Here is a 20,821-nt window from a genome sequence, read left to right as displayed (position 1 = left end):
GGAAATTTAATAGAACTAAAAAGAACAAAAAAGGGAGGTGTTTTATAATAGACTTTGTCAAATAAATTGATTCTAGTCTTCGTACAATCGCAATCTATTTTTTACGGTATTCAATTCTGTCTGCAGGGCATTTATTTTTTCCAGTAGATTTAAGACTGTATCTACCCCTTCCAAATTAACATTAAGGTCCCTGTGTATCCGGATAACTTTTTCCACAACACCGATTTTGTCCTCATGAATAAAATGCGAATCGTCAATAGTTTTGAGTTCTATTATGCCAAGTTCCTGAAGATGGTGAAATAACACCATTTCTACCTCATAGTGTGTGCACAACTTGTTGACCAGGATTAAATTTTCTTTGCTCATTTGTTCCGCAATTTTGCCAGTTCCTTAATTAATTCCTTCTCTTTATCCGTCAATTTAGTGGGAAGTACAATATTATAGGTGATAAATAAATCACCGAATTCACCTTCTTTTTTATATATCGGAAACCCTTTCCCTTTTAATTTTACTTTGGTGCCATTTTGAGTTTCTGGCTTGACCTTCAACTTCACTTTGCCATCAAAAGTATCTACAACAATTTCATCTCCAAGTAGAGCTTGGTACAAGTCGATATCCACTGTTTTGTACAGATTGTCCTTGTCACGTTTAAAATCGGTATTATTTAGAATGGAGAAAGTAATGAAAAGATCTCCATTTGGACCACCATTGATGCCTTGGCCACCATGTCCTTTGATTTTGATTGTTTGGCCGTTTTTGACTCCCGAGGGAATGGTAATTCGAATGTTGTTACCGTTCACCGTGAGAACACGTTTGTGTGTTTTGTAGACGTCCTTTAGGTTCAGGTTGAGCTCCGCATTATAGTCCTGCCCTTTAAACTTTATACTTCCGCCTCTGGCTCTTCCTCCTCCAAACATGGATTCAAAGAAGTCGGAATAATCGCCCTCTGAAAAATGTTCAGATGACCTTCCTGTGTAGGCTCGTTGCGAACGCTGTTGTTGCTGCGCTTTTTCAAATTCTTCAGCATGCATCCAATCTTTTCCATACTTGTCATACTTCTTACGATTTTCCTCATTGCTGAGCACCTCATTGGCTTCATTGATTTCTTTGAACTTTTTCTCAGCCTCTTTGTCGTTTGGATTTAAATCAGGATGAAATTTACGCGCCAGCTTTCGGTACGCTTTTCTAATTTCGTCTTGGGTTGCATTTTTTTGGATCCCAAGGATTTTATAGTAGTCTATAAACGCCATTCAAAGTATACTTTAATGATCGAATGAAGTTAGCGTTTTCCACAATTAAAATCCAGTGTGAATTTAGAGCGTAACCTTCTGGATTTTTACTTTCCCTAAAATATGAAGCGTGATTTAAGGGTTAAGTGCCTTTTCCATTTTCTGTTTGATTTCCTCCAAACACAAATTGCCCAAGCTCCCCTCATGGGTATGTTCAATGTCCCGTTTGGGTTTAAAATTGCCATTTTCAATGGCCTTGCCCATGGTTTTGTAGGCATCCCTAAAGGGCATTCCGCTTTTTACGAGCTCGTTCAAAGTGTCTACGCTAAAGAGGTAATCGTATTTGGGGTCTTCCAAAATGTTTGGGTTCACCTTGATTTCCTTTAAACTGAAAGTCATCAATTCCAGACAAGCCTGCATGTCCTGCAAAGCAGGAACAATAACTTCCTTCACCAATTGCAAATCTCGATGATATCCACTGGGCAGGTTGTTGGTAATCAACGTCAATTGGTTGGGAACCGTTTGAATTTTATTACACTTGGCCCGAATCAGTTCAAAGACATCCGGATTCTTTTTGTGGGGCATAATGCTGCTTCCCGTGGTCAGTTCATTGGGAAAAGAGATAAAATCAAAATTCTGGCTCATGTACAGGCAAATGTCCATGGCCATTTTGGATAGCGTAGCAGCAACGCTGGAAATCCCGAAAGCGGCAGCTTTTTCCACTTTCCCACGACCCATTTGGGCAGCAACCACGTTATATTTTAGGGTGTCAAAACCCATTTCGGCGGTGGTAAAGCTTCGGTCAATGGGGAAAGAGCTACCATAACCTGCAGCGCTCCCCAACGGGTTTTGGTCCGCCACTTTATGGGCCACCTGCACAAAGTACAGGTCATCTACCAAACTTTCGGCATAGGCCGAAAACCAAAGTCCAAATGAGGAAGGCATGGCAATCTGCAAATGCGTGTAACCAGGCAGCAATACGTTTTTGTGTTTTTCCGCTAAATCCAGCAACAAATCAAACAAAGACTTTACTTGTGAAGTGATTTCAGTCAATTCGTCCTTCAGGTACAACTGCATGGCCACCAATACCTGGTCGTTTCGGGAACGGGCTGAATGGATTTTTTTGCCGGTATCACCCAGCTTTTCGGTAAGGAGAAATTCAATTTTGGAGTGCATGTCCTCAAAATCGTCCTCAATGGTAAATTTTCCATTGTCAATATCCTTGCCGATTTGGCCCAAAGCCTTCACCAAGTCACCGGACTCCTCTTCAGTGATCAATCCTACTTTGCCCAACATTTTGGCGTGGGTGGTGGATGCAATGACATCATATTTTGCTAAGACCAAATCCAGTTCGCGGTCATTTCCAACGGTAAAATGGTCTATTTTTTTATCGGTACTAAAACCTTTGTCCCAGAGTTTCATAGTATGTAGTTGTCATTCCCGCACTTCGCTTTGCTCAGCATAAACTCCGGCGGGAATCTGTTTATCGAGTTCTCGACTCCGCTCGAACTCCTTTTAATTCTTTTTTAAAAAACCTTGTAATATTTTAATATAAAGGTCGATGCCTTCTTCAATTTCGTTTACATAAATAAATTCATTGGCCGAATGTGAACGGGTACTATCCCCAGGACCCAATTTCACGGATTGGCAACTCAGCGCAGCTTGATCGGATAAGGTAGGGGAACCATAGGTTTTTCGTCCCAAGGCCAAACCACTTTTTACCAGATCATGGTTGGGATTAATGCAGGATGAATTCAATCGCAAAGAACGTGGTGTCATTTTGCAAGGGGCTTCCTTTTGCAACATATCCGAAATCTCCTTATTGGAATAACAGTCGTTTACCCGAACATCCACCACCAAATCCACCTGGGCAGGAACCACATTGTGTTGTTTTCCCGCATTGATCTGGGTAACGGTCAATTTTACCTCACCCAAAGCATCGGAAACTTTATCGAACGTGTAATCTTTGAACCACCGCAAGACATCAATGGTGTTGTAAATGGAATTGTTATCGTTTGGGTGTGCAGCATGTGAAGGCGTTCCTTCCACAACAGCATCAAAGACCACAAGACCTTTTTCGGCAATGGCGAGGTCCATTAAAGTAGGTTCGCCCACAACAGCAAGGTTTATTTCAGGAAGGATGGGTAACAACGCCCGAATACTTTTTTCGCCCGCATCTTCTTCCTCACCTGTTGCGGCCATAATTATATTATGGCTCAATCCTTCCATCTCATAAAAATGAACAAAAGTGGCCAAAAGTGATACCAAGCAACCGCCAGCATCATTACTACCAAGTCCATAGAGTTTTCCATCTTCAATATGGGGATGAAAGGGGTCTTTGGTATAAGCGCTGTTAGGTTTTACGGTATCGTGATGGGAATTCAGCAACAATGTTGGCTTGGAAGCATCAAAATGTTTGTTAAAGGCATAAATATTATTGTATTGCCGTTCGGTCTTTATACCAAACCCCTCTAAAAAAGTGGCAATGGCATCTCCCGTTTTATCCTCTTCACCGGAAAAGGAAGGAATGGCAATCAATTCCTTTAATAGTTCAATAGCCTTTTCGGTCAATGTTTCTTGATTGGTTTTCATAGTGTTACTGTGGTAAAATTTGGGTTGCCTTTTTCCAGCATGTCAATATCTCCTATACATACCTTCTTAACTTGGTTTCTGAGGGCATAAAAACAATTGTGCATTTTGGGAAGCATCCCATTTGAAATAATGCCGTAGGCCAGAAGTTCTTCATACGTTTTGGAATTGATATGGGTAATGACTGAATTTTCATTGTCCACGTCCTCTAGCACACCTTTCTTTTCAAAACAATAATATAAAGTAGTGTCGAATTGATCGGACATGGCGATGGCCACTTCTGCTGCAATGGTATCGGCATTGGTATTGAGCAATTGTCCTTTTCCATCATGTGTCAATGCGCAAAGTATTGGGGTAAAACCTGCCTGCAATAGTTTGAAAATACCATAGGCATTCACTTTGTCCACATCGCCCACATAGCCGAAATCCACTTTTGTAACAGGTCTTTTGTGTGCCAGAATGGCGTTGGCATCTGCCCCGCTCATTCCAATGGCATTGGTTCCGAAAGCTTGCAATTGGGCCACAATCTGTTTACTTACCAATCCACCGTACACCATAATGGCGATTTCCAAACTTTTTTCATCGGTGATTCTTCGGCCATTGATCATTTTGGCCTCAATGCCCAGTTTCTTGCCAATCTGTGTTGCTTTTTTACCTCCCCCGTGTACCATGATTTTGTTTCCTGGCATTTTGGAAAAAAGCTCTAAAATCCGGGTGAACTCCTTATCATCTTCAATAAGGTTGCTCCCTACTTTTACGATGGATAGTGCTTGTTTCATAAGGCTTCCAATATTTTTTTCAGGACTATTTGTGCTGAAAAGGTTCTATTCTGTGCTTGGTTGATTACCAATGATTGATTTCCATCCAAAACCGCATCTTCCACAACAATGTTTCTCCGCACGGGAAGACAGTGCATAAATTTGGCCTGTCCCAATTTTTGTTGTGTCATGGTCCAGTTCAGATCTTGGTGCAGCACTTTTCCGTAATTGGTATAGCTGCTCCAGTTTTTCACATAGACAAAATCGGCTTCCTTCAGTGCTTTTTCTTGATCATACTCAATTTGGCAGCCTTGGGTGATGTTGGGGTTGAGTTCATACCCTTTGGGGTGGGTGATGATAAATTCCGCATCTTGCAACTTCATCATTTGCGTAAATGAATTGGCCACAGCATGGGGCAAAGCCTTTGGATGGGGCGCCCAGGATAAAACCACCTTGGGTCTTGGTTTTAGGCTATATTCCGCTAAAGTTATGGCATCTGCCAAAGCCTGCAAAGGATGACCCGTAGAACTTTCCATATTTACCACAGGAACGGAAGCATGTTTGGCAAAACCGGTTAGCACTTCCTCGGCTTCATCCTTTTCCCTATCCTTTAAATCGGGAAAAGCACGTATGGCAACAATATCGCAATATTGGGATACCACTTGGGCGGCTTCCTTGATGTGTTCAGAGGTGCCTTGGTCCATCACGGAACCATCTTGGTATTCCAAAACCCAACTTTCGCTGCCAAAATTCATGATCATGACTTCCATGCCCAAGTTCATGGCGGCTTTTTGCGTGCTCAAACGTGTTCGCAAACTATTGTTGAAGAACAACAGGCATACGGTCTTATGTTTCCCCAAATCTTCAAATTGATAGGGATTTTGTTTTAGGGTAATTGCTTCGTCCACCCAATCGGGCAGGGATTCAATATCGTTAACAGATAAAAAATGCTTCATTTCAATGCTTTTTTGAGTGCTTCAAAAAATAGGTCCACATGTTCCTTGGTGATGTTCAATGCGGGTAAAAACCGCAATAACTTCTTGTTTTTGGCACTACCTGTAAAAATATGTTGGTCATAGATCAGTTTTTTTCGGAGGTCGGCCACTTCAAAATCAAATTCTAGGCCTATCATCAACCCCCGACCCTTTACGTTCTTGATTTCTGGAATTTCTTGGGCCTTTTTCCTAAAATAGGTTCCCAATTCATCCGCATTTTTAGTGAGTCCCTCACTTTCCAACACTTCCAGAACAGCCAAACTCGCCGCGCAGGCCAAATGGTTTCCACCAAAAGTGGTCCCCAAAAGGCCGTATGAGGGTTTGAAAGATTCGTGGATCAGTATACCTCCAACTGGAAAACCATTACCCATTCCTTTTGCGATGGAAATAATATCAGGCTGAATCCCATGATGTTGAAAGGCAAAGAACTTACCACTTCTTCCATAGCCAGATTGGACTTCATCCGCAATCAAAACAACATGATGCGTCTTACATTTTTCTGCGATGAATTGATAAAACTCTGTGGTGGGTTCGTCCAATCCACCCACACCTTGAATCGCTTCCAAAATCACCGCACAATACTCATCCGAAGCAATTGCTTTTTCAAAGGCATCAAAATCATTCAATGGGAGAAAAGTAACCGCCTGTTGTTTGTTGATGGGTGCATTAATGCTTGGGTTGTCCGTAACGGCAACTGCAGCAGATGTCCTTCCATGAAAACTATTGGTAAACGCAATGACTTTGGATTTTCCCGTGTGGAACGATGCCATTTTCAGCGCATTTTCATTGGCTTCCGCCCCAGAATTGCACATAAACAGATCATACGCCTCACAATCGGATAGCTCTCCCAGTTTTTCGGCTAATTCCTCTTGAATGGGGTTTTGGATGGAATTGCTGTAAAATGCAATCTTGTCCAATTGGTCTTTGATTCGCTTTACATAATGCGGGTGAGTATGCCCAATTGAAATCACGGCATGACCTCCATAAAAATCCCAATATTTTTGTCCTGTATCATCCCAAACCTCAATGCCTTTTGCGGACACCGGGGTGACATCATACAATGGATATACGTCAAATAATTTCATGCTTTACCCCTTTTTAATTTGGCTGATTTTTTCAAAGGAACTCACAATACCTCTTATGAGCGAGGAGCTCAATCCTTGGTGTTCCATTTCGTTCAATCCTTCTATGGTACAGCCCTTGGGCGTGGTTACCCTATCAATTTCCTCTTCGGGATGGCTACCGGATTCAATCAAAAGACTGGCCGCTCCATTACAGGTATGCATAGCCAATTCCTGTGCTTCCTTGGCATCAAATCCCAATTGAATGGCCCCTTGGGTTGTAGCGCGAATCAATCGCATCCAGAAGGCGATTCCACTTGCACAGATAACGGTGGCCGCTTGCATTTGTACCTCTGGAATCTCCATGGTATGTCCCATCCGATTAAAAATGGCCTTGGCCAAATCGATTCGTTTTTTGCCGAGTTCATTGCTACAGATACAGGTCATGGATTTCCCCACCGAAATGGCGGTATTGGGCATACTTCGGATGATGTATTTATCGGAACCGATAATGCCTTCGATTCTGGGTATGCCAAAACCGGTGATGGTACTGATGATCACATGTTTTTCGGTGAGCAGGTCTTTGGTTTGCTCCAAAATGGAGGTAAAATGACCCGGTTGTACCGCAAAAATGAGAATATCGGAGTTTTTGACAGCTTCTTCATTATCCGAAGTGACCGTAACGTTCCCGTATTTTTCAAAATCCTGGATGGATTTGGTATTTCGTTTGGTGAGGTACATGGTGGTGGCGCCGTTGGTATGCAAAATCCCTTTGGCAATGGCCAATCCCAAGTTTCCCGCTCCTATGATTGCTATTTTCATGGTTGATTTTTTTAAAAAACTCCTGCTTTTAATAACAGACCTTCGGTTTCAGGGAAACCAAACATCAGGTTCATATTTTGTACGGCTTGCCCAGAAGCGCCCTTCAGTAAATTATCAATGGCTGAAGTCACCAATAGCAAGTCTTCATGTTTGTGCAAATGAATATGACATTGGTTGGTGTTCACTACTTGTTTTAGATGGATTTCCTCTTCAGAAACATGGGTAAACGCTGCATCGGTATAAAAATCGTTGTATAGCTTTTTGGCTTCTTCCAAAGTACCTTCAAAAGAGGTGTAGGCCGTTGCCAAAATTCCTCTGGTGAAATTCCCCCGTGTGGGCAAAAACAATAATTTTCCCACTTGATTTCCGTAGGAATCCAAACTTTCGCCTATTTCTCCCAAATGTTGGTGGGTAAAAGGTTTGTACCACGAAATGTTGTTGTTCCGCCAGCTAAAATGTGAGGTTGATGACAATCCAACACCAGCACCGGTACTTCCAGTGACAGCGTTAATGTGGACATCATTATTCAACAAATTGGCCTTAGCCAAGGGCAACAATGCCAGCTGAATGGCCGTAGCAAAACAACCGGGATTGGCAATGGCAATGGCTGATTGAATCTCTTCTTTGTAGAGTTCTGGCAATCCGTAAACAAAATCTTTTCCATCAAATTTGGCATCGGCCTTTAGCCTAAAATCATTGCTCAAATCAATGATTTTGGTCTCCTTGGAAAAGGTGTACTCCTTTAGAAACGAGGTGGAATTACCATGCCCCAAGCAAAGAAAGACAACATCCACGTTTGGGTTGATATCTCCTGAAAATGCCAAATCGGTCAATCCTAAGAGATCTTGATGAGCCGAGGTGATGGGTTTTCCTGCTCGTGTTGTGCTGTACACAAAATCGATTTCGGTTTCACGGTGGTTCAATAACAATCGAATGAGTTCCCCACCTGTATACCCAGAACCGCCTATGATTCCCGCTTTAATCATGTTTTTGGTTTACGTGGTTTGCAATTTTCCCTGAATTGGACAGAATTTTGATAAAACCTTTGGCGTCATCGGCGGTCCAACCTTTGTTCATTTCCCCGTAACTTCCGAAGGAAGCATTCATTAGATCATGGTCTGAAGCGATGCCGTTCAATTCAAATCTGTAAGGATGAAGGGTAACAAATACATCTCCTGAAACGTTCTTTTGGGTATCCGTCAAAAAGGCCTCAATGTTTCGCATTACTTCGTCCAAATAGTTGCCTTCGTGCAACAGCATTCCATAAAAGTTGGCCATTTGCTCTTTTTGATACTGCTGCCACTTGCTCAACGTATGCTTTTCCAAGAGATGGTGCGCTTTAATAATTATTAAAGGGGCAGCAGCCTCAAAACCAACCCGACCTTTGATTCCGATGATGGTATCACCTACATGGATGTCTCGTCCAATGGCGTATTTGGAAGCAATGGCCTCTAACTTTTCAATATTGGCAACAGGATTATCTTCCTCACCATCCAGGGCTACGAGCTCCCCTTTTTTAAACGTCAATTTTAATTCTTTGGGCAATTCTTTTTCCAATTGACTTGGGTACGCGGTTTCCGGTAAGGAAAGGTGCGATGTCAGGGTTTCCTCACCACCTACGGATGTGCCCCACAATCCTCTGTTAATGGAATATTTCGCCTTTTCCCAAGAATAATCAATACCATTTTGTTGTAAGTAATTGATTTCTTCCTCTCGGGCCAATTTTTTGTCCCTGATTGGGGTGATGATTTCAATTTCTGGTGCCAAGATTTGGAATATCATATCAAATCGCACTTGATCGTTTCCAGCTCCGGTACTGCCATGGGCGATATACTGGGCGCCAATTTTCTTGGCGTGGTTTACAATTTCAATAGCTTGTACAATCCGTTCTGCGCTTACTGAAAGGGGGTATGTGTTGTTTCTTAGCACATTTCCAAAAATGAGGTATTTCACTACTTTCTCATAAAAATTGGAAATGGCGTTGATAGAGGTGTAAGTAGTTGCACCCAAGGCCAGTGCCTTTTGTTCAATTTCCTCAATCTCAGCTTTGCTGAATCCACCGGTGTTTACGCTAACGGCATGTACTTCAAATCCTTCTTCTTGGGATAAATATTTGGCACAATAGGAGGTATCCAGTCCGCCACTATAGGCTAATACTAATTTTTTCATTTTGGTTCTTCAATTTTAAATTGCGGTTCACAACTGCCTTCCTGCGGCAGGTGGGCGATCAGGATAACAGCTTGAACAGACATTTTACTTTTCTTTCTTCTTAAGGAAAAGGGTTTCTTTTATATTTTTCAATCTTTGAAAAGCCTTTCCATTTAATTTTTTTGATGTGGTATTTTTTCCGCTCTTTTTTTCATTGGGGTCGTACAGCATTCCGGTGCACAGGCACATTTTTTGTTCGGTGCGTGTTAGAATGTCAAAATTCTTACAGGTTTGGCAGCCTTTCCAAAAATCAGGGTCATCGGTAAGTTCTGAAAATGTTACGGGCCTATAGCCCAGCTCGTAGTTCATTTTCATGACAGCAAGTCCCGTGGTGATCCCGAAAATTTTGGCATCCGGAAATTTCTTTCGTGACAGGTCAAAGACAGCCTTTTTTATTTTTTTGGCCAGTCCCTGGTTTCTATAATCGGGGTGTACAATAAGTCCTGAATTGGCCACAAAATCCTTGTTCCCCCAAACTTCAATATAACAGAAGCCAGCAAACTTATCACCATCCAAAGCAATGACGGCGTTTCCGTTCTGTAAACGTTTCATGATATATTCAGGGGTACGTTTGGCAATTCCGGTGCCACGCACCTTAGCGGATTCCGCTATGGTATTGCAGATAATTTGTGCGTATTTAAAATGTGATTCGTTAGCAATTACAATATCCATTGCAAGCGATTAAACAGATAAAATTAAAAAAGATGTTTTGTTGGTTTTGCGGAAATGGACTCACCTATTTCCATAGATAATAGTGCACCCTTACGGGCGACGACGTGGAGAAAATGGACGTACGGGAGCGGGAATGCTCAATGTTGTAAATATGTATTCTTGTCCTTTCATTGTGGGATAAAAGTACAAATTAATTCTAATTGGCCTAGAGATTGACTTGTTTTTTGAAGAAATATAACTTTTTTGAACCTCTACCTATCATTTCATAAATGAAAAAGCCAAAGACCAAAATATATTCAATGGCCAATAACCAAAGATTCTCCTTATAATCTGGGTTGGAATACGCCTGATAACTAAGCACAATGGCCAGAGACCAGACCAACGGAAACCGATATTTTGTAAAGAGGGACAGTCCCATGAGAAAAACAACATACCAGGGATGAACCGTACTGGAGAGAAAATAGTAACAGGACAATACCAGGACCATTGAGGTAATCACACTTTCAAGGCTGTTGTTTTTCCGGAGAAAAGCAATCAACACTGTAATGACCAATATTACTTTGGTGATGATTTTCCCGTAGGATTCAATTAGCTCCCAAGGCTTGGCTTCGTAGTGGATCACCGCAATTTTTTTTACGATGTTGTAAATACTCGCGTTGAACTCAAAGTTGGAGAACCATAATTTTAAGGTTTCTGAGTAATTGTCGATAAAGGCTGGAGAATATAATGGGAGGAGCAACACAAGGCAGCCAAATCCTACAAGACCGTAGAAGATTGCACTTTTTTTAAATCGGAAATATTTGAGAAATATGGGCAAAAAAATAAGGGGCACCAACTTTACCATGATGGAAAGGGAATAGACGGGTGCGGCAAGAACCCATTTCTTTTTTGAAATGAGGTACAATGCCCAAACCATGAAGAACAGCATAACACCTTCAAAATGAAGATTTCCTGTCAGTTCAATAATCACTAGAGGATTCAGGAAGTACCAAAAGACCATATGGGTGGACTGGTTAAGGTTTTGGAGCAATTTCCTGCCAAAATAGAGGACACCTATATCCGCCAGGATCAAGGTCAACCGCATGGCAATGATGGACCCCAGTATGCTACCACCGCCCAAAATAGCACCCAAAACGAACAATACTTGATTGATCGGGGGATAATTGCTGAAATGTTTGGCATGGAGTGCTCCCATTTTGGTGTGTAGCTCTTGGGCATTGGCAATTCCCAAATCGGACTGACCAATGAGGTCGTTGGGTGCATGAAGATAGGGGTTGAGGCCATTTTTTATGAGTTCTCCATCCCAAATAAATCGATAAAAATCTTGGGAAAGATTGGGTTCGGCAAATAAAAAAACAAGTCGAAATAGAATTCCCGCCACCAGAAGGAACTTAAAGTTCCATTTCTCAAACTGCATGAGTTTGACCAAAAAAAAGAACAGCCCCGCAAAAAGCGTGAGCAGTTTTATGAAGTCGGTACGGGCCAAATCGTACCCAAAACTAGCATAGAACAATATACTTCCGACAACAAAGAGTATCGGGTATTTGTGCAAGCGCCAGTAAGAGAGCATGTGTTTTAAGCCTTGGAGGTCAGCGATTTAAAGAAAACAAAGCCAAAACCTAGGAATAACATCAAATGGAAAGGAAACAATCCATAGTCATTCAATGGGATGGCACTGTACATTCCAAAAAGGAAGTAGATCATCAAGGCAAATTCCAAAATCATGTTGGGCGAAAGTTTCTTTGCCAAATATTTATTGCCCTTCCAAGTGTCCTTGATACTGTTGATGTTGAACTTGGGGGTTCGAACAAATTCGCTTCGTTTGCCCAAATGGCCCTCCAAAACAGCCACAGTGTTGTGCAAGGAAAATCCGAGTGCCACTGAAAAGAAGGTGAAGAAGAGTTTGATGTAGTCCACAAAGTTGTCAAAACTGCTTCCCTGAATACTTTTGTAGGTAAACCAATAGCAAATGAACAAGATAATGGTACTAATGATGAAGAAGCTGGTTACTTCAAATACCCAACCCAAATGGCCATAGGTGTTTTTAATGTAGAGCATGGGAATGCTCAACAAGGCCACAATGAACACACAAAGGAACATGGAACTGTTCAACAAGTGCATTACCCCATGGAATTTGGTCTTCAGGGGAATGTTCTTGGCTGTGATAACGCTCCAGACTGTCTTTCTGAAGTTTTCGGCGCCCCCCTTGTTCCATCGGAACTGTTGCGAACGTGCCGCACTGATGACCACAGGCAATTCGGCAGGGGTTTCAACATCCTCCAAATATTTGAACTTCCAGTTTTTTAATTGGGCACGATAGCTGAGATCCAAATCCTCGGTCAAGGTATCGCCTTCCCAGTTCCCGGCATCCAGGATACATTCTTTTCTCCAGATACCAGCGGTACCGTTGAAGTTGATGAAATGCCCTTTTGAGTTTCGGCCTACTTGCTCCAATGTAAAGTGGGCATCCAAGGCAAAGGCCTGTATACGGGTAAGTGTGGAATAATCTCGGTTAATGTGTCCCCAGCGGGTCTGTACCACACCAATTTCCTCATCTTTAAAATAGGGAACGGTTTTTTTAAGCCAATCGCTTTCCGGAAGGAAGTCGGCATCAAAAATGGCAATGAACTCCCCTTTGGCAATGGCAAGACCTTCTTTTAGAGCCCCAGCTTTGTACCCTTTTCGGTTCTCTCTCCGGATATGTTGAATGTCAAGTCCGTCCTTTTGGAGTTCTTCAATTCGTCTGGCGGTCTCTATGACGGAATCATCGGTGGAGTCGTCCAAAACCTGAATTTCCAACTTACTTTTTGGGTATTCAATTTTGGCGATGTTATCCAACAAACGCTCCATAACATACTCTTCGTTGTAGATGGGAAGCTGTATGGTGATAACCGGTATTTCCTTGGGATCTAAGAGGTTGAACTTGGGAGCTTCATCAATTCGCTTTTTATAACCCAAGTAATTGATCAACAGATTTAATTGGGCAAGACTGTAAAAGAAGATCAAAATTAAGGCTGTACTATAAATAGCGATGATGATAATAGCAATTGTGAGTCCCATATTATTTTAAACTGTATTTAAAAATCCAACCCATAATTTTTATGCCAGCAAATATAGTACCTTTTACCGTACCTGACACTTTTGAAACACCAATTCTTCGTTTATAACGCACTGGTATTTCGGTATATGACATGTTTTTTCTCAGAACTTTGAGCTGCATTTCCACTGTCCATCCATAAGTCTGGTCCTGCATCTCCAATTTTTTGAGCTTTTCATATTTTATGGCCCTAAAAGGTCCCAAATCCGTAAATCTTGCTCCAAACAGGACTTTCATTAAAAAAGTGGCCAATTTGTTGCCAAAAACCTGCTGTGGAGTCATGGAACCGGGTTCCCTGAGCGACTTTTTTCGCGCTCCAACCACAAAATCTATGTCACTTTCCAAAATGGGGGCGACTACCTTATCCAGTTCCTCTGGATAATCTGAGTAATCTCCGTCAATAAATACGATTATGTCTGGCTCTTTGGATTGTTGCTCTATATAATTAATTCCACACAGGCATGCGGACCCATACCCCCTGCGGGTTTCGGTGAGTACAGTGGCACCCTCTTTTTTGGCATTTTCCATGGTATTGTCAGTGGAACCATTGTCCACTACAATAATTTCGGAGACATGCTTTGGAATTTCGGAGACCACTTTTCCTATGGAGTCTCCTTCATTGATTGCAGGGATGATGACCTTAATATCCGCCATGGGCTGCCGTTGGAATTTATTTTGTGTTCAAGTTGCCAAAACTAAGGTATTCCATGCGTTTTTGCCCTTTAATCTTACAGTTTGATGGCAAAGAGCAATGGTTATTTTTGGTTTACCAATGTCATAAGGTCCACATCGTTGCCCAATAAAACTTGGTTGCTGTCAATTCTTCCTTCCAACGGACCATTCTCCAGTTTCAGCACCCCTCTTGGGCAAACCGCGGAGCAGATACCGCAACCAACACAGCTGGCACGGACAATATTTTCACCTTTTTGGGCATAGGCACGTACATCGATGCCCATCTCGCAATAGGTGGAACAGTTTCCGCAGGAAATACACTGACCGCCATTGGTGGTAATTCGAAATCTAGAGAACAAGCGCTGCTGAAAACCAAGGATGGCCGCCATAGGACAACCGAACCTGCACCAGACCCTGCTCCCAAAAATGGGATAAAAACCTGTTCCGATGACCCCAGAGAAAATGCTTCCGATCAAAAAGGAATAAGACTTTCGCAGCGTTTCGGATTTAAAGAGGAATACGTTTCCATCACCACTGAAAAAGTGCATGCCAAGGAGTGCCATAATAATTACAAAATAGCCGATTGCCCCGTATTGCGCATCTTTTTGAAGTTGTTCCCGTTTAAAAAGCATCACCCAGCCAAAAACAAGGGTCAGCAATACCGCAACCCCAATTAAAAATGAGCTTTTGGTCAGCCAGTACTTGCTGGTATCCGTTCCCAAATACGAGTACACCACTGCAGTGGTCATCAAGGTGACGAAAACCACAACGCTGTGCACCACCCAGCGTTCCACTTTCCAGGCGAATGTGGACTTATCGCTCAAGTGTCGGAAGGAATCCCCGGCAGTTTCGGCCAATCCGCCACAGCCACAGACCCAGGAACAATACCATCGTTTTCCATATTTATAGGTAAGGATCGGAGTGATCACAAAAATGGAGAGAATTCCAAAAATCAGCAGTGCAAACCCAATATCCCCGGAACTCAAAAATCCTTTAATGCGGTAGCTCTCAAAATTGTAGTAGTTAAGGGGCCAAACATTTTTAAGGTCGTAGTAGGGTAAACTACCACCGTTTAAAATTTTATCGCCGTTCAAACGGGCCATTAATTCAGGAATGATGAACGCGAAGGCGGTTTGAAATAACATGACGCTAATTGTACGTAATCGCTCATAACGGTTATGGCGATACTTCCAAAGAAACTTAATCCCAAAGGCCAAAATGGCCACTGTATACAGCGTTCCATATACAAACCATTGGCTCGCAGGATTTCCACTCAATGCTTTGCTCAAGGGGTCAAAAAGGGCAATTATACCTTTGTTGTCCCCATCACTAACCAATCCTAAATATTCTGGATAGAAATACAGGACAATGTAAAATCCCGTCAAGGCGATCCCAGCTATCCAAGCCCAAAACCCACGACTGGATATGGACTTAAACCATACTCCATCATTTTTTATACCAGGAAGCTTTTGGGAATAGGCGTTCCACGAAAACCAGAGTATGCCCGCAAAAACGGACGAAAGTGAGATAGAAAGCCATAATGTCTTATTGGGAAAGGAAACATTAAAAATGGCCAATAGCATGATGATTAATCCAGTTACTCCTAAGAAAGTGGCAAACTTTTGGTTTGTGCTCAAGCTTTTTGGTGGTTGCCCGGTGAGGGCCATGCTTCTGTCGTACGTGCTCATTGTTGTTGAATTAGGCAATTTGGAAGATTTGCTTTAAACTTTTCTTCTTGGATTTGACGGTTTTCCCAAAATCGGAATTGAATTGGTCCACGATGTCCTTTTCATAAGTCCGGTAGAATTCGGGATCGAAATTGGCATCGGCCATATGCTCCATTACGTACGCGATGGTTCTTTTCTCGGTGAGCCATCGGTCAAAAATTTCATGTCGTAGACGGATACCAAAGGTATTGATGCCTAAAAGTTCTTCCGAATCCTTATGGAAGGCAATGGTGATGCAAATTTTTTCTTTGGGGTGTCTCCAGTGAAAATGCATTTCCTCGGCTTTCTTTCTTTGTTCAGGAAACACCCAACCGTAGGTTTGGTATTCAATGTCCAAGAACTTGGCAGAATTGAACCAATGCCCCGGATTGTATGGGATTTTATTTCCACAAACGGTCTGTGCCAGGGTTTCGCCCATCATACGGCCTGTGTACCAAACGGCTTCAATAGGTCTTCTGTTTCCAATGGCCTCGTGCTGTTCTGCACAATCACCAATGGCATAAATGTCCTTGATGTTGGTTTCCAAAAATCGGTTTACCTTAACCCCGCGGCCCAGTTCAATTCCAGAATCTTTTAAGAAATCAATGTTTGGCGTAACGCCGGCCGTTAGTCCGACCAAATCACAGGGAATTTCTTCCCCGGTTTCCTCCACAATGATGGATTTTACCCTACCCCTCTCATCAGAAACAATTTCTTTTAGGGAGGAGCTTAACCTTAAATCGATATGGTGTTCCAAAATATGCTCATTGATCATTTGGGATTCGCCATTGGGCAGGATTCCGTTCCAAAAACTATCCTCACGCACCAAGAAGGTAACCGGGATGTCTCGGGTTCGTAACATTTCGGCCAGTTCAATGCCAATCAATCCGCCACCAACGATCACGGCCCGTTTGCAGACCTTTTTGTTGGGCGCATTTACTTCCAACATATTCAAATCTTGTTTGGAATAGAGCCCTTGAACCCCGTCCAAATCTTGACCGGGCCATCCAAATTTATTGGGTTTGGATCCCGTGGCTATGATCAGTTTATCGTAGAAGATGGACTCTGTACTGGCAAGAACCAGCTTTTTCTCATCCGGGATGACCTGGGTTACATGTCCTTTGACCAGTTCAATGCGGTTTTTCTTCCAAAAGCCTTTCTCATAGGGTTGGGTATGTTCAAATTTCATGTGTCCCATGTAAACATACATCAATGCTGTACGGGAAAAGAAATATTCGGTTTCCGAAGAAATGATGGTAATCTTTTTGTCCGAAAGTTTTCGGATGTGGCGAGCTGCCGTAACCCCGGCAATTCCATTTCCAATGATGACAATGTTCTCCATGCGGCCAAATCTATTGTTGCTAATGTGTCGAACTAAATCCAAGGAACTTAACCCGATCCGTTAATTTAGAAAGAATATAATTTAAGACAGATGCTATTTTTTGAAATGAGTTAAACTTTAATGAATTATTTTTAGGGATATGGATTTAAGGGTATGAGATTAGTTAGCTTTTTTTGGTGTTTAGTATTGGTTTCTTGTGGCAGTGAGCATCTTGATAAAATCAATGGTGTCAGTTTTGTTGGGTCTCGGGAAGAAGTGACCCAAGTACATGTAGACCCCGTATTGAAAATTCATGCGAACTATGCGGCGGTCATGCCTTTTGGTTTTATGAGGGAAGCCAATTCTCCTGAACTTGTCTTTAATACAGATCACCAATGGTATGGAGAAACTGCACGTGGTGCCAAGCAGTACATTGAAGTGTTGCACAAAAATGGCGTACAGGTAATGTTGAAGCCCCAAATTTGGATTCGGAGGGGTTCATTTACTGGAGATATGGTCATGTCATCCGAAGAAGATTGGAGGGCGTTTGAAAAATCGTATGCCGAATTTATTTTGACGTATGCAAAATTGGCCGAAGAAACCCAATGCAGTGTGTATTGCATCGGTACGGAATGGGATGAGTTTATTAAGCATAGACCTGAATTCTGGACTGAACTTATAGGGAAGGTAAGGCAAGTCTACCACGGAAAGGTAACCTATGCTGCCAATTGGGACGAATATGCCCGTACTCCATTTTGGGACCAGTTGGATTATATTGGCGTGAATGCCTATTTTCCGTTGTGCGAAAAGCAAACACCCACTGTGGAGACCTTAACGGAAGGATGGCAGCCGTGGAAAGCTAAATTGAAAAACCTTTCGGAAGAACTCAACAAGCCCATGTTGTTTACTGAATTTGGGTACAGAAGCATGGATTACACCGGCAAAAAACCATGGTTGATAGACCGTAACCAAGAAAAAGTCAATTTAAAGGCCCAAGCAGATGCCACCCAAGTCATTTTTGATGAGTTTTGGGGTGAAGATTGGTTTGCCGGTGGCTTTGTTTGGAAATGGTTCATACATCATGATCGGGCCGGGGGATATGCTGATAACAGGTTTACCCCTCAAAACAAACCGGCAGAATCCGTGATTCGGGAACACTATGCCCAAGTTAAGAAATCAAAACTTTAAGGTTATCAATACCAATTGTTAAAACTTTTTGACCCTGTCAGGTTTTGGTATGGGTGATTTTTGCCATATTTGTAATGCACCTCCCAATTATAAACTGAACCTGATGAAATTTATTCCATCCCTTTTGTTTTGGGTATGCGCCTGCTCATTTTTATTCGCTCAAGACACTCCCAATGTGGTCATTGCAGAACAGGGCGATGGTATTTTTTCCCTCCTTCGAAAACAGGGTCTAGACCCTGTGAAACACTATGAAGAGTTCATCAAGCTAAATGGAGAAAAAATTAAGGATGGAAGCTTTTTGCAGATTGGAGTGGCCTACCAAATTCCTAAAGCAACCGATTCTTTCAAGAAAACAGGAGTGCAAATACTTGGAGAAAACGGAACAGAAAAGCCCATTTTTGACAAAGAATTGGCTGGCATGTCCCTAAAAAGCGAGAAACTCAAAGACGCGGTCTATTACTTGATCGTGGAGAATGATGCCCATCAAGATAATGGATTTGTAATGGAAACCGTCCAAAACTTGGCATCAGAACTCATGGTGCACGGGGCAAAAGTTTATATTATGGGCAATGATAATCCTGAAATTGAAGAAGAAGGTGGAGCCGAGATGGCCCAAACTCAAAGACTGGACAAGTTTATTGATGCCATAAACAAACGCTATCTTCAAAACAGCGGGAAATACCAACGCGTTTTGATGATACGGGCCAATACCGTTACAGGAACGGGCAACATGAATGTGGCTGTTTATCATTACAATAAAAGTGAAGAAGGGCAGCGATTGGCGGAGAACATCCAAAATGTGTTCAAAAAGAACAGTGTGTCCAACCCCCAGGATAACAACAACATGATATTTAAGGATAAGAATAGCCTGTACTTGGCCAAAAATACCCTTCCGGCAGTAAGCTTGCTTACTTTGGAAAATGAATCTTCCAAGTCAACTGAAGAAAAATTTTCAGTTCGGCCCAACAAAAAACAGTTGGCCAATTTACTTACCAGTGGTATCATGAACGATTTTGCCGATTTAGACATTATTGAGGAATAAGCTTTTCAGGTAGAAACAAACTTTTTATAATAGCGATACAGTTCTTCGGGACCTGCTCCCAAATACTTTTTTAGATGGATAATGGCAAAATGGAATTGAAGTTTCAAAGTGCCGATTTCCTGATATTTCCGTGCCGAAGTAACAACATGGGCCGATAAGACCTTAAACTTTGTTTGTCTGTATAATCGATCTATAAATTCCGTATCCTCATAAATACGATACGCCTCGTTGAAACCATGGGCCGTTTTAAAAAGTTCCCGTTCCACAAACAAGGACTGGTCGCCCCCTCTGCAAAGGAGTAGATTAAACCTGGAAAACCAGGCAAAAAAGCGCAGAAAAAGGTTTTTCGTGTCAAATTGCATTCGAAAACAGCCCGCTAAAAAGCCATTGTTGACTGCTTTCAAAATAAATTGATCAAAATGGTTGGGAGGGAAGGTATCTGCGTGTAAAAAGTAAAGGATGTCACCTGTGGCATGTTCGGCACCAAGGTTCATTTGTTTGGCCCTGCCTTTTTGGGACAGAACCACTTTGGCCCCATGTTGCGTAGCAATTTTCGGCGTTTTGTCGGTACTTCCACCATCCACACAAATAATTTCTATGCTATTGGAAGGCATTGAGTTCTGATTGAGGTGGTTGAGCAACTCTCCTATACAAAGCTCCTCATTCAGCACTGGGACAATAATACTTATTGAATGATTTTTACTTGGCATCATTTAAGCTCCAATCATAATCTAAATATTCGACATCGGCATCATTGCCAATGGAATTTTTTAAATATTGATTGATATACCCCAAAAGTGATAAATCTTCTGTAAAATCACTTCTGTACCATTTAAATATTTTTGAAAGTTGGGCCTCACCATTTTCAAAGCGATTTTTTGTGGAATCGTTCACAAAATCACTGGTCACTTTGGTGAGTTGTTGCTCCATGTTTTCAGCAACAAAGGCCTCATTCAATAATTTGGGACAGGAATATGAAGCACAATTGATGGCAAAATGGATTCGTGGTTCGTTCATTTTGCGCAGTATTTTGTGTTCAATGTAATCCAAGGACAGGATGGTGTTTCCAACGTTTATCCATTTTTTGCCCCATCTGTTAGGAATGTCCTTGATGCTTGCAACGGGGTAGTGGTCCACAATCAGTTTAACGGTGGCCGCATTGTATAGGTTGATATAGTACGCCAATGAATCTTCCTTGGACCATGTTTGGGAAGGGGGGTGTTGTGCCAAATGGCTTAAATAATTGTCAAGTCGTGCCCCATTCTGCTTGAAATCTGTATAGTTCACATTCCCATTCTCATCCACATGGTTTTTCAAAAGCGTGTTCCAAATCGCATGGTCAGGTTTGGAAGTACTAATTTGATAGTGAACCTCCATTTTTTCCTTCTTGCCATTACAGGAAAGAAGAAATACGCCAAGTAGTAGATGCAGGATTACATTCATGCCTCTTTTTTAGAAATG

Annotated in this window: 20 protein-coding genes; 2 read left to right on the top strand and 18 right to left on the bottom strand. The window is 42.1% G+C overall.

The genetic code is table 11. From position 1 onward, the window contains the following. Positions 1-72 precede the first annotated feature (72 nt). The 16 genes from FG28_RS04285 to FG28_RS04210 form a co-directional block, all read right to left on the bottom strand. Positions 73-366, bottom strand: coding sequence for a chaperone modulator CbpM (locus tag FG28_RS04285; protein ID WP_036380279.1), 294 nt, complete (start codon positions 364-366; stop codon positions 73-75). Further along, complete coding sequence (locus tag FG28_RS04280; RefSeq protein ID WP_036380277.1) at positions 363-1,250, bottom strand: DnaJ C-terminal domain-containing protein; 888 nt, start codon at positions 1,248-1,250, stop codon at positions 363-365. The genes FG28_RS04285 and FG28_RS04280 overlap by 4 nt, the downstream gene beginning before the upstream one ends. A gap of 114 nt (positions 1,251-1,364) precedes the next feature. Continuing rightward, positions 1,365-2,651 (bottom strand): argininosuccinate lyase, encoded by a 1,287-nt coding sequence (argH, locus tag FG28_RS04275; protein ID WP_036380276.1) that lies wholly within the window; start codon positions 2,649-2,651, stop codon positions 1,365-1,367. Between the two features lie 93 nt (positions 2,652-2,744). Continuing rightward, on the bottom strand, positions 2,745-3,821 hold the full coding sequence (locus FG28_RS04270; RefSeq protein WP_036380275.1) for a M20 family metallo-hydrolase: 1,077 nt from the start codon (positions 3,819-3,821) through the stop codon (positions 2,745-2,747). Then, positions 3,818-4,597: an acetylglutamate kinase gene (gene argB, locus FG28_RS04265; RefSeq protein WP_036380274.1), complete on the bottom strand. Its 780-nt coding sequence runs from the start codon at positions 4,595-4,597 to the stop codon at positions 3,818-3,820. The genes FG28_RS04270 and argB overlap by 4 nt, the downstream gene beginning before the upstream one ends. Beyond that, positions 4,594-5,532 carry an acetylornithine carbamoyltransferase gene (locus FG28_RS04260; RefSeq protein WP_036380273.1) on the bottom strand — a complete coding sequence of 313 codons (939 nt, stop codon included), beginning with the start codon at positions 5,530-5,532 and terminating at the stop codon, positions 4,594-4,596. The genes argB and FG28_RS04260 overlap by 4 nt, the downstream gene beginning before the upstream one ends. Next, the gene (locus FG28_RS04255; RefSeq protein WP_036380272.1) at positions 5,529-6,656 is read right to left on the bottom strand and encodes an aspartate aminotransferase family protein; all 1,128 of its coding nucleotides are present in this window, start codon (positions 6,654-6,656) and stop codon (positions 5,529-5,531) included. Before FG28_RS04255 ends, FG28_RS04260 begins: the two co-directional genes overlap by 4 nt. Positions 6,657-6,659: 3 nt before the next feature. Beyond that, positions 6,660-7,454: a pyrroline-5-carboxylate reductase gene (gene proC, locus FG28_RS04250; protein ID WP_036380270.1), complete on the bottom strand. Its 795-nt coding sequence runs from the start codon at positions 7,452-7,454 to the stop codon at positions 6,660-6,662. An 11-nt stretch (positions 7,455-7,465) separates the two neighbouring features. After that, on the bottom strand, positions 7,466-8,440 hold the full coding sequence (gene argC / locus FG28_RS04245) for an N-acetyl-gamma-glutamyl-phosphate reductase (RefSeq protein ID WP_036380269.1): 975 nt from the start codon (positions 8,438-8,440) through the stop codon (positions 7,466-7,468). Next, on the bottom strand, positions 8,433-9,623 hold the full coding sequence (locus FG28_RS04240) for an argininosuccinate synthase (protein WP_036380267.1): 1,191 nt from the start codon (positions 9,621-9,623) through the stop codon (positions 8,433-8,435). The genes argC and FG28_RS04240 overlap by 8 nt, the downstream gene beginning before the upstream one ends. Positions 9,624-9,707: 84 nt before the next feature. Further along, positions 9,708-10,334: a GNAT family N-acetyltransferase gene (locus FG28_RS04235; RefSeq protein ID WP_036380265.1), complete on the bottom strand. Its 627-nt coding sequence runs from the start codon at positions 10,332-10,334 to the stop codon at positions 9,708-9,710. 205 nt (positions 10,335-10,539) lie between these two features. Further along, positions 10,540-11,904, bottom strand: a complete 1,365-nt coding sequence (gene mptB, locus FG28_RS04230; protein ID WP_036380264.1) for a polyprenol phosphomannose-dependent alpha 1,6 mannosyltransferase MptB — start codon at positions 11,902-11,904, stop codon at positions 10,540-10,542. Positions 11,905-11,909: 5 nt separating this feature from the next. Next, on the bottom strand, positions 11,910-13,394 hold the full coding sequence (locus FG28_RS04225; RefSeq protein WP_036380263.1) for a cellulose synthase family protein: 1,485 nt from the start codon (positions 13,392-13,394) through the stop codon (positions 11,910-11,912). Position 13,395: 1 nt separating this feature from the next. Continuing rightward, on the bottom strand, positions 13,396-14,085 hold the full coding sequence (locus tag FG28_RS04220) for a glycosyltransferase family 2 protein (protein WP_036380261.1): 690 nt from the start codon (positions 14,083-14,085) through the stop codon (positions 13,396-13,398). Positions 14,086-14,186: 101 nt separating this feature from the next. Then, entirely contained in the window at positions 14,187-15,791 is a 1,605-nt protein-coding gene (locus tag FG28_RS04215; protein WP_036380260.1) for a 4Fe-4S dicluster domain-containing protein, read from the bottom strand. Between the two features lie 10 nt (positions 15,792-15,801). Next, the gene (locus tag FG28_RS04210; protein WP_036380259.1) at positions 15,802-17,151 is read right to left on the bottom strand and encodes an NAD(P)/FAD-dependent oxidoreductase; all 1,350 of its coding nucleotides are present in this window, start codon (positions 17,149-17,151) and stop codon (positions 15,802-15,804) included. 153 nt (positions 17,152-17,304) lie between these two features. Here FG28_RS04210 and FG28_RS04205 point away from each other — a divergent pair, with 153 nt between their 5' ends. Both FG28_RS04205 and FG28_RS04200 read left to right on the top strand, forming a co-directional pair. Next, positions 17,305-18,318, top strand: coding sequence for a glycoside hydrolase family 113 (locus FG28_RS04205; protein ID WP_036380257.1), 1,014 nt, complete (start codon positions 17,305-17,307; stop codon positions 18,316-18,318). Between the two features lie 103 nt (positions 18,319-18,421). Beyond that, complete coding sequence (locus FG28_RS04200) at positions 18,422-19,360, top strand: N-acetylmuramoyl-L-alanine amidase (RefSeq protein ID WP_197062548.1); 939 nt, start codon at positions 18,422-18,424, stop codon at positions 19,358-19,360. Between the two features lie 5 nt (positions 19,361-19,365). Here the strand turns inward: FG28_RS04200 and FG28_RS04195 are convergent, their stop codons facing one another. Continuing rightward, positions 19,366-20,070: a TIGR04283 family arsenosugar biosynthesis glycosyltransferase gene (locus FG28_RS04195; protein ID WP_036380255.1), complete on the bottom strand. Its 705-nt coding sequence runs from the start codon at positions 20,068-20,070 to the stop codon at positions 19,366-19,368. Next, positions 20,060-20,803, bottom strand: coding sequence for a DUF547 domain-containing protein (locus FG28_RS04190; protein WP_036380254.1), 744 nt, complete (start codon positions 20,801-20,803; stop codon positions 20,060-20,062). Before FG28_RS04190 ends, FG28_RS04195 begins: the two co-directional genes overlap by 11 nt. Positions 20,804-20,821 lie beyond the last annotated feature (18 nt).

The organism is Muricauda sp. MAR_2010_75, from assembly GCF_000745185.1.
Classification (GTDB): Bacteria; Bacteroidota; Bacteroidia; order Flavobacteriales; family Flavobacteriaceae; genus Flagellimonas.
This window is presented reverse-complemented; position numbering and strand designations above follow the sequence as displayed.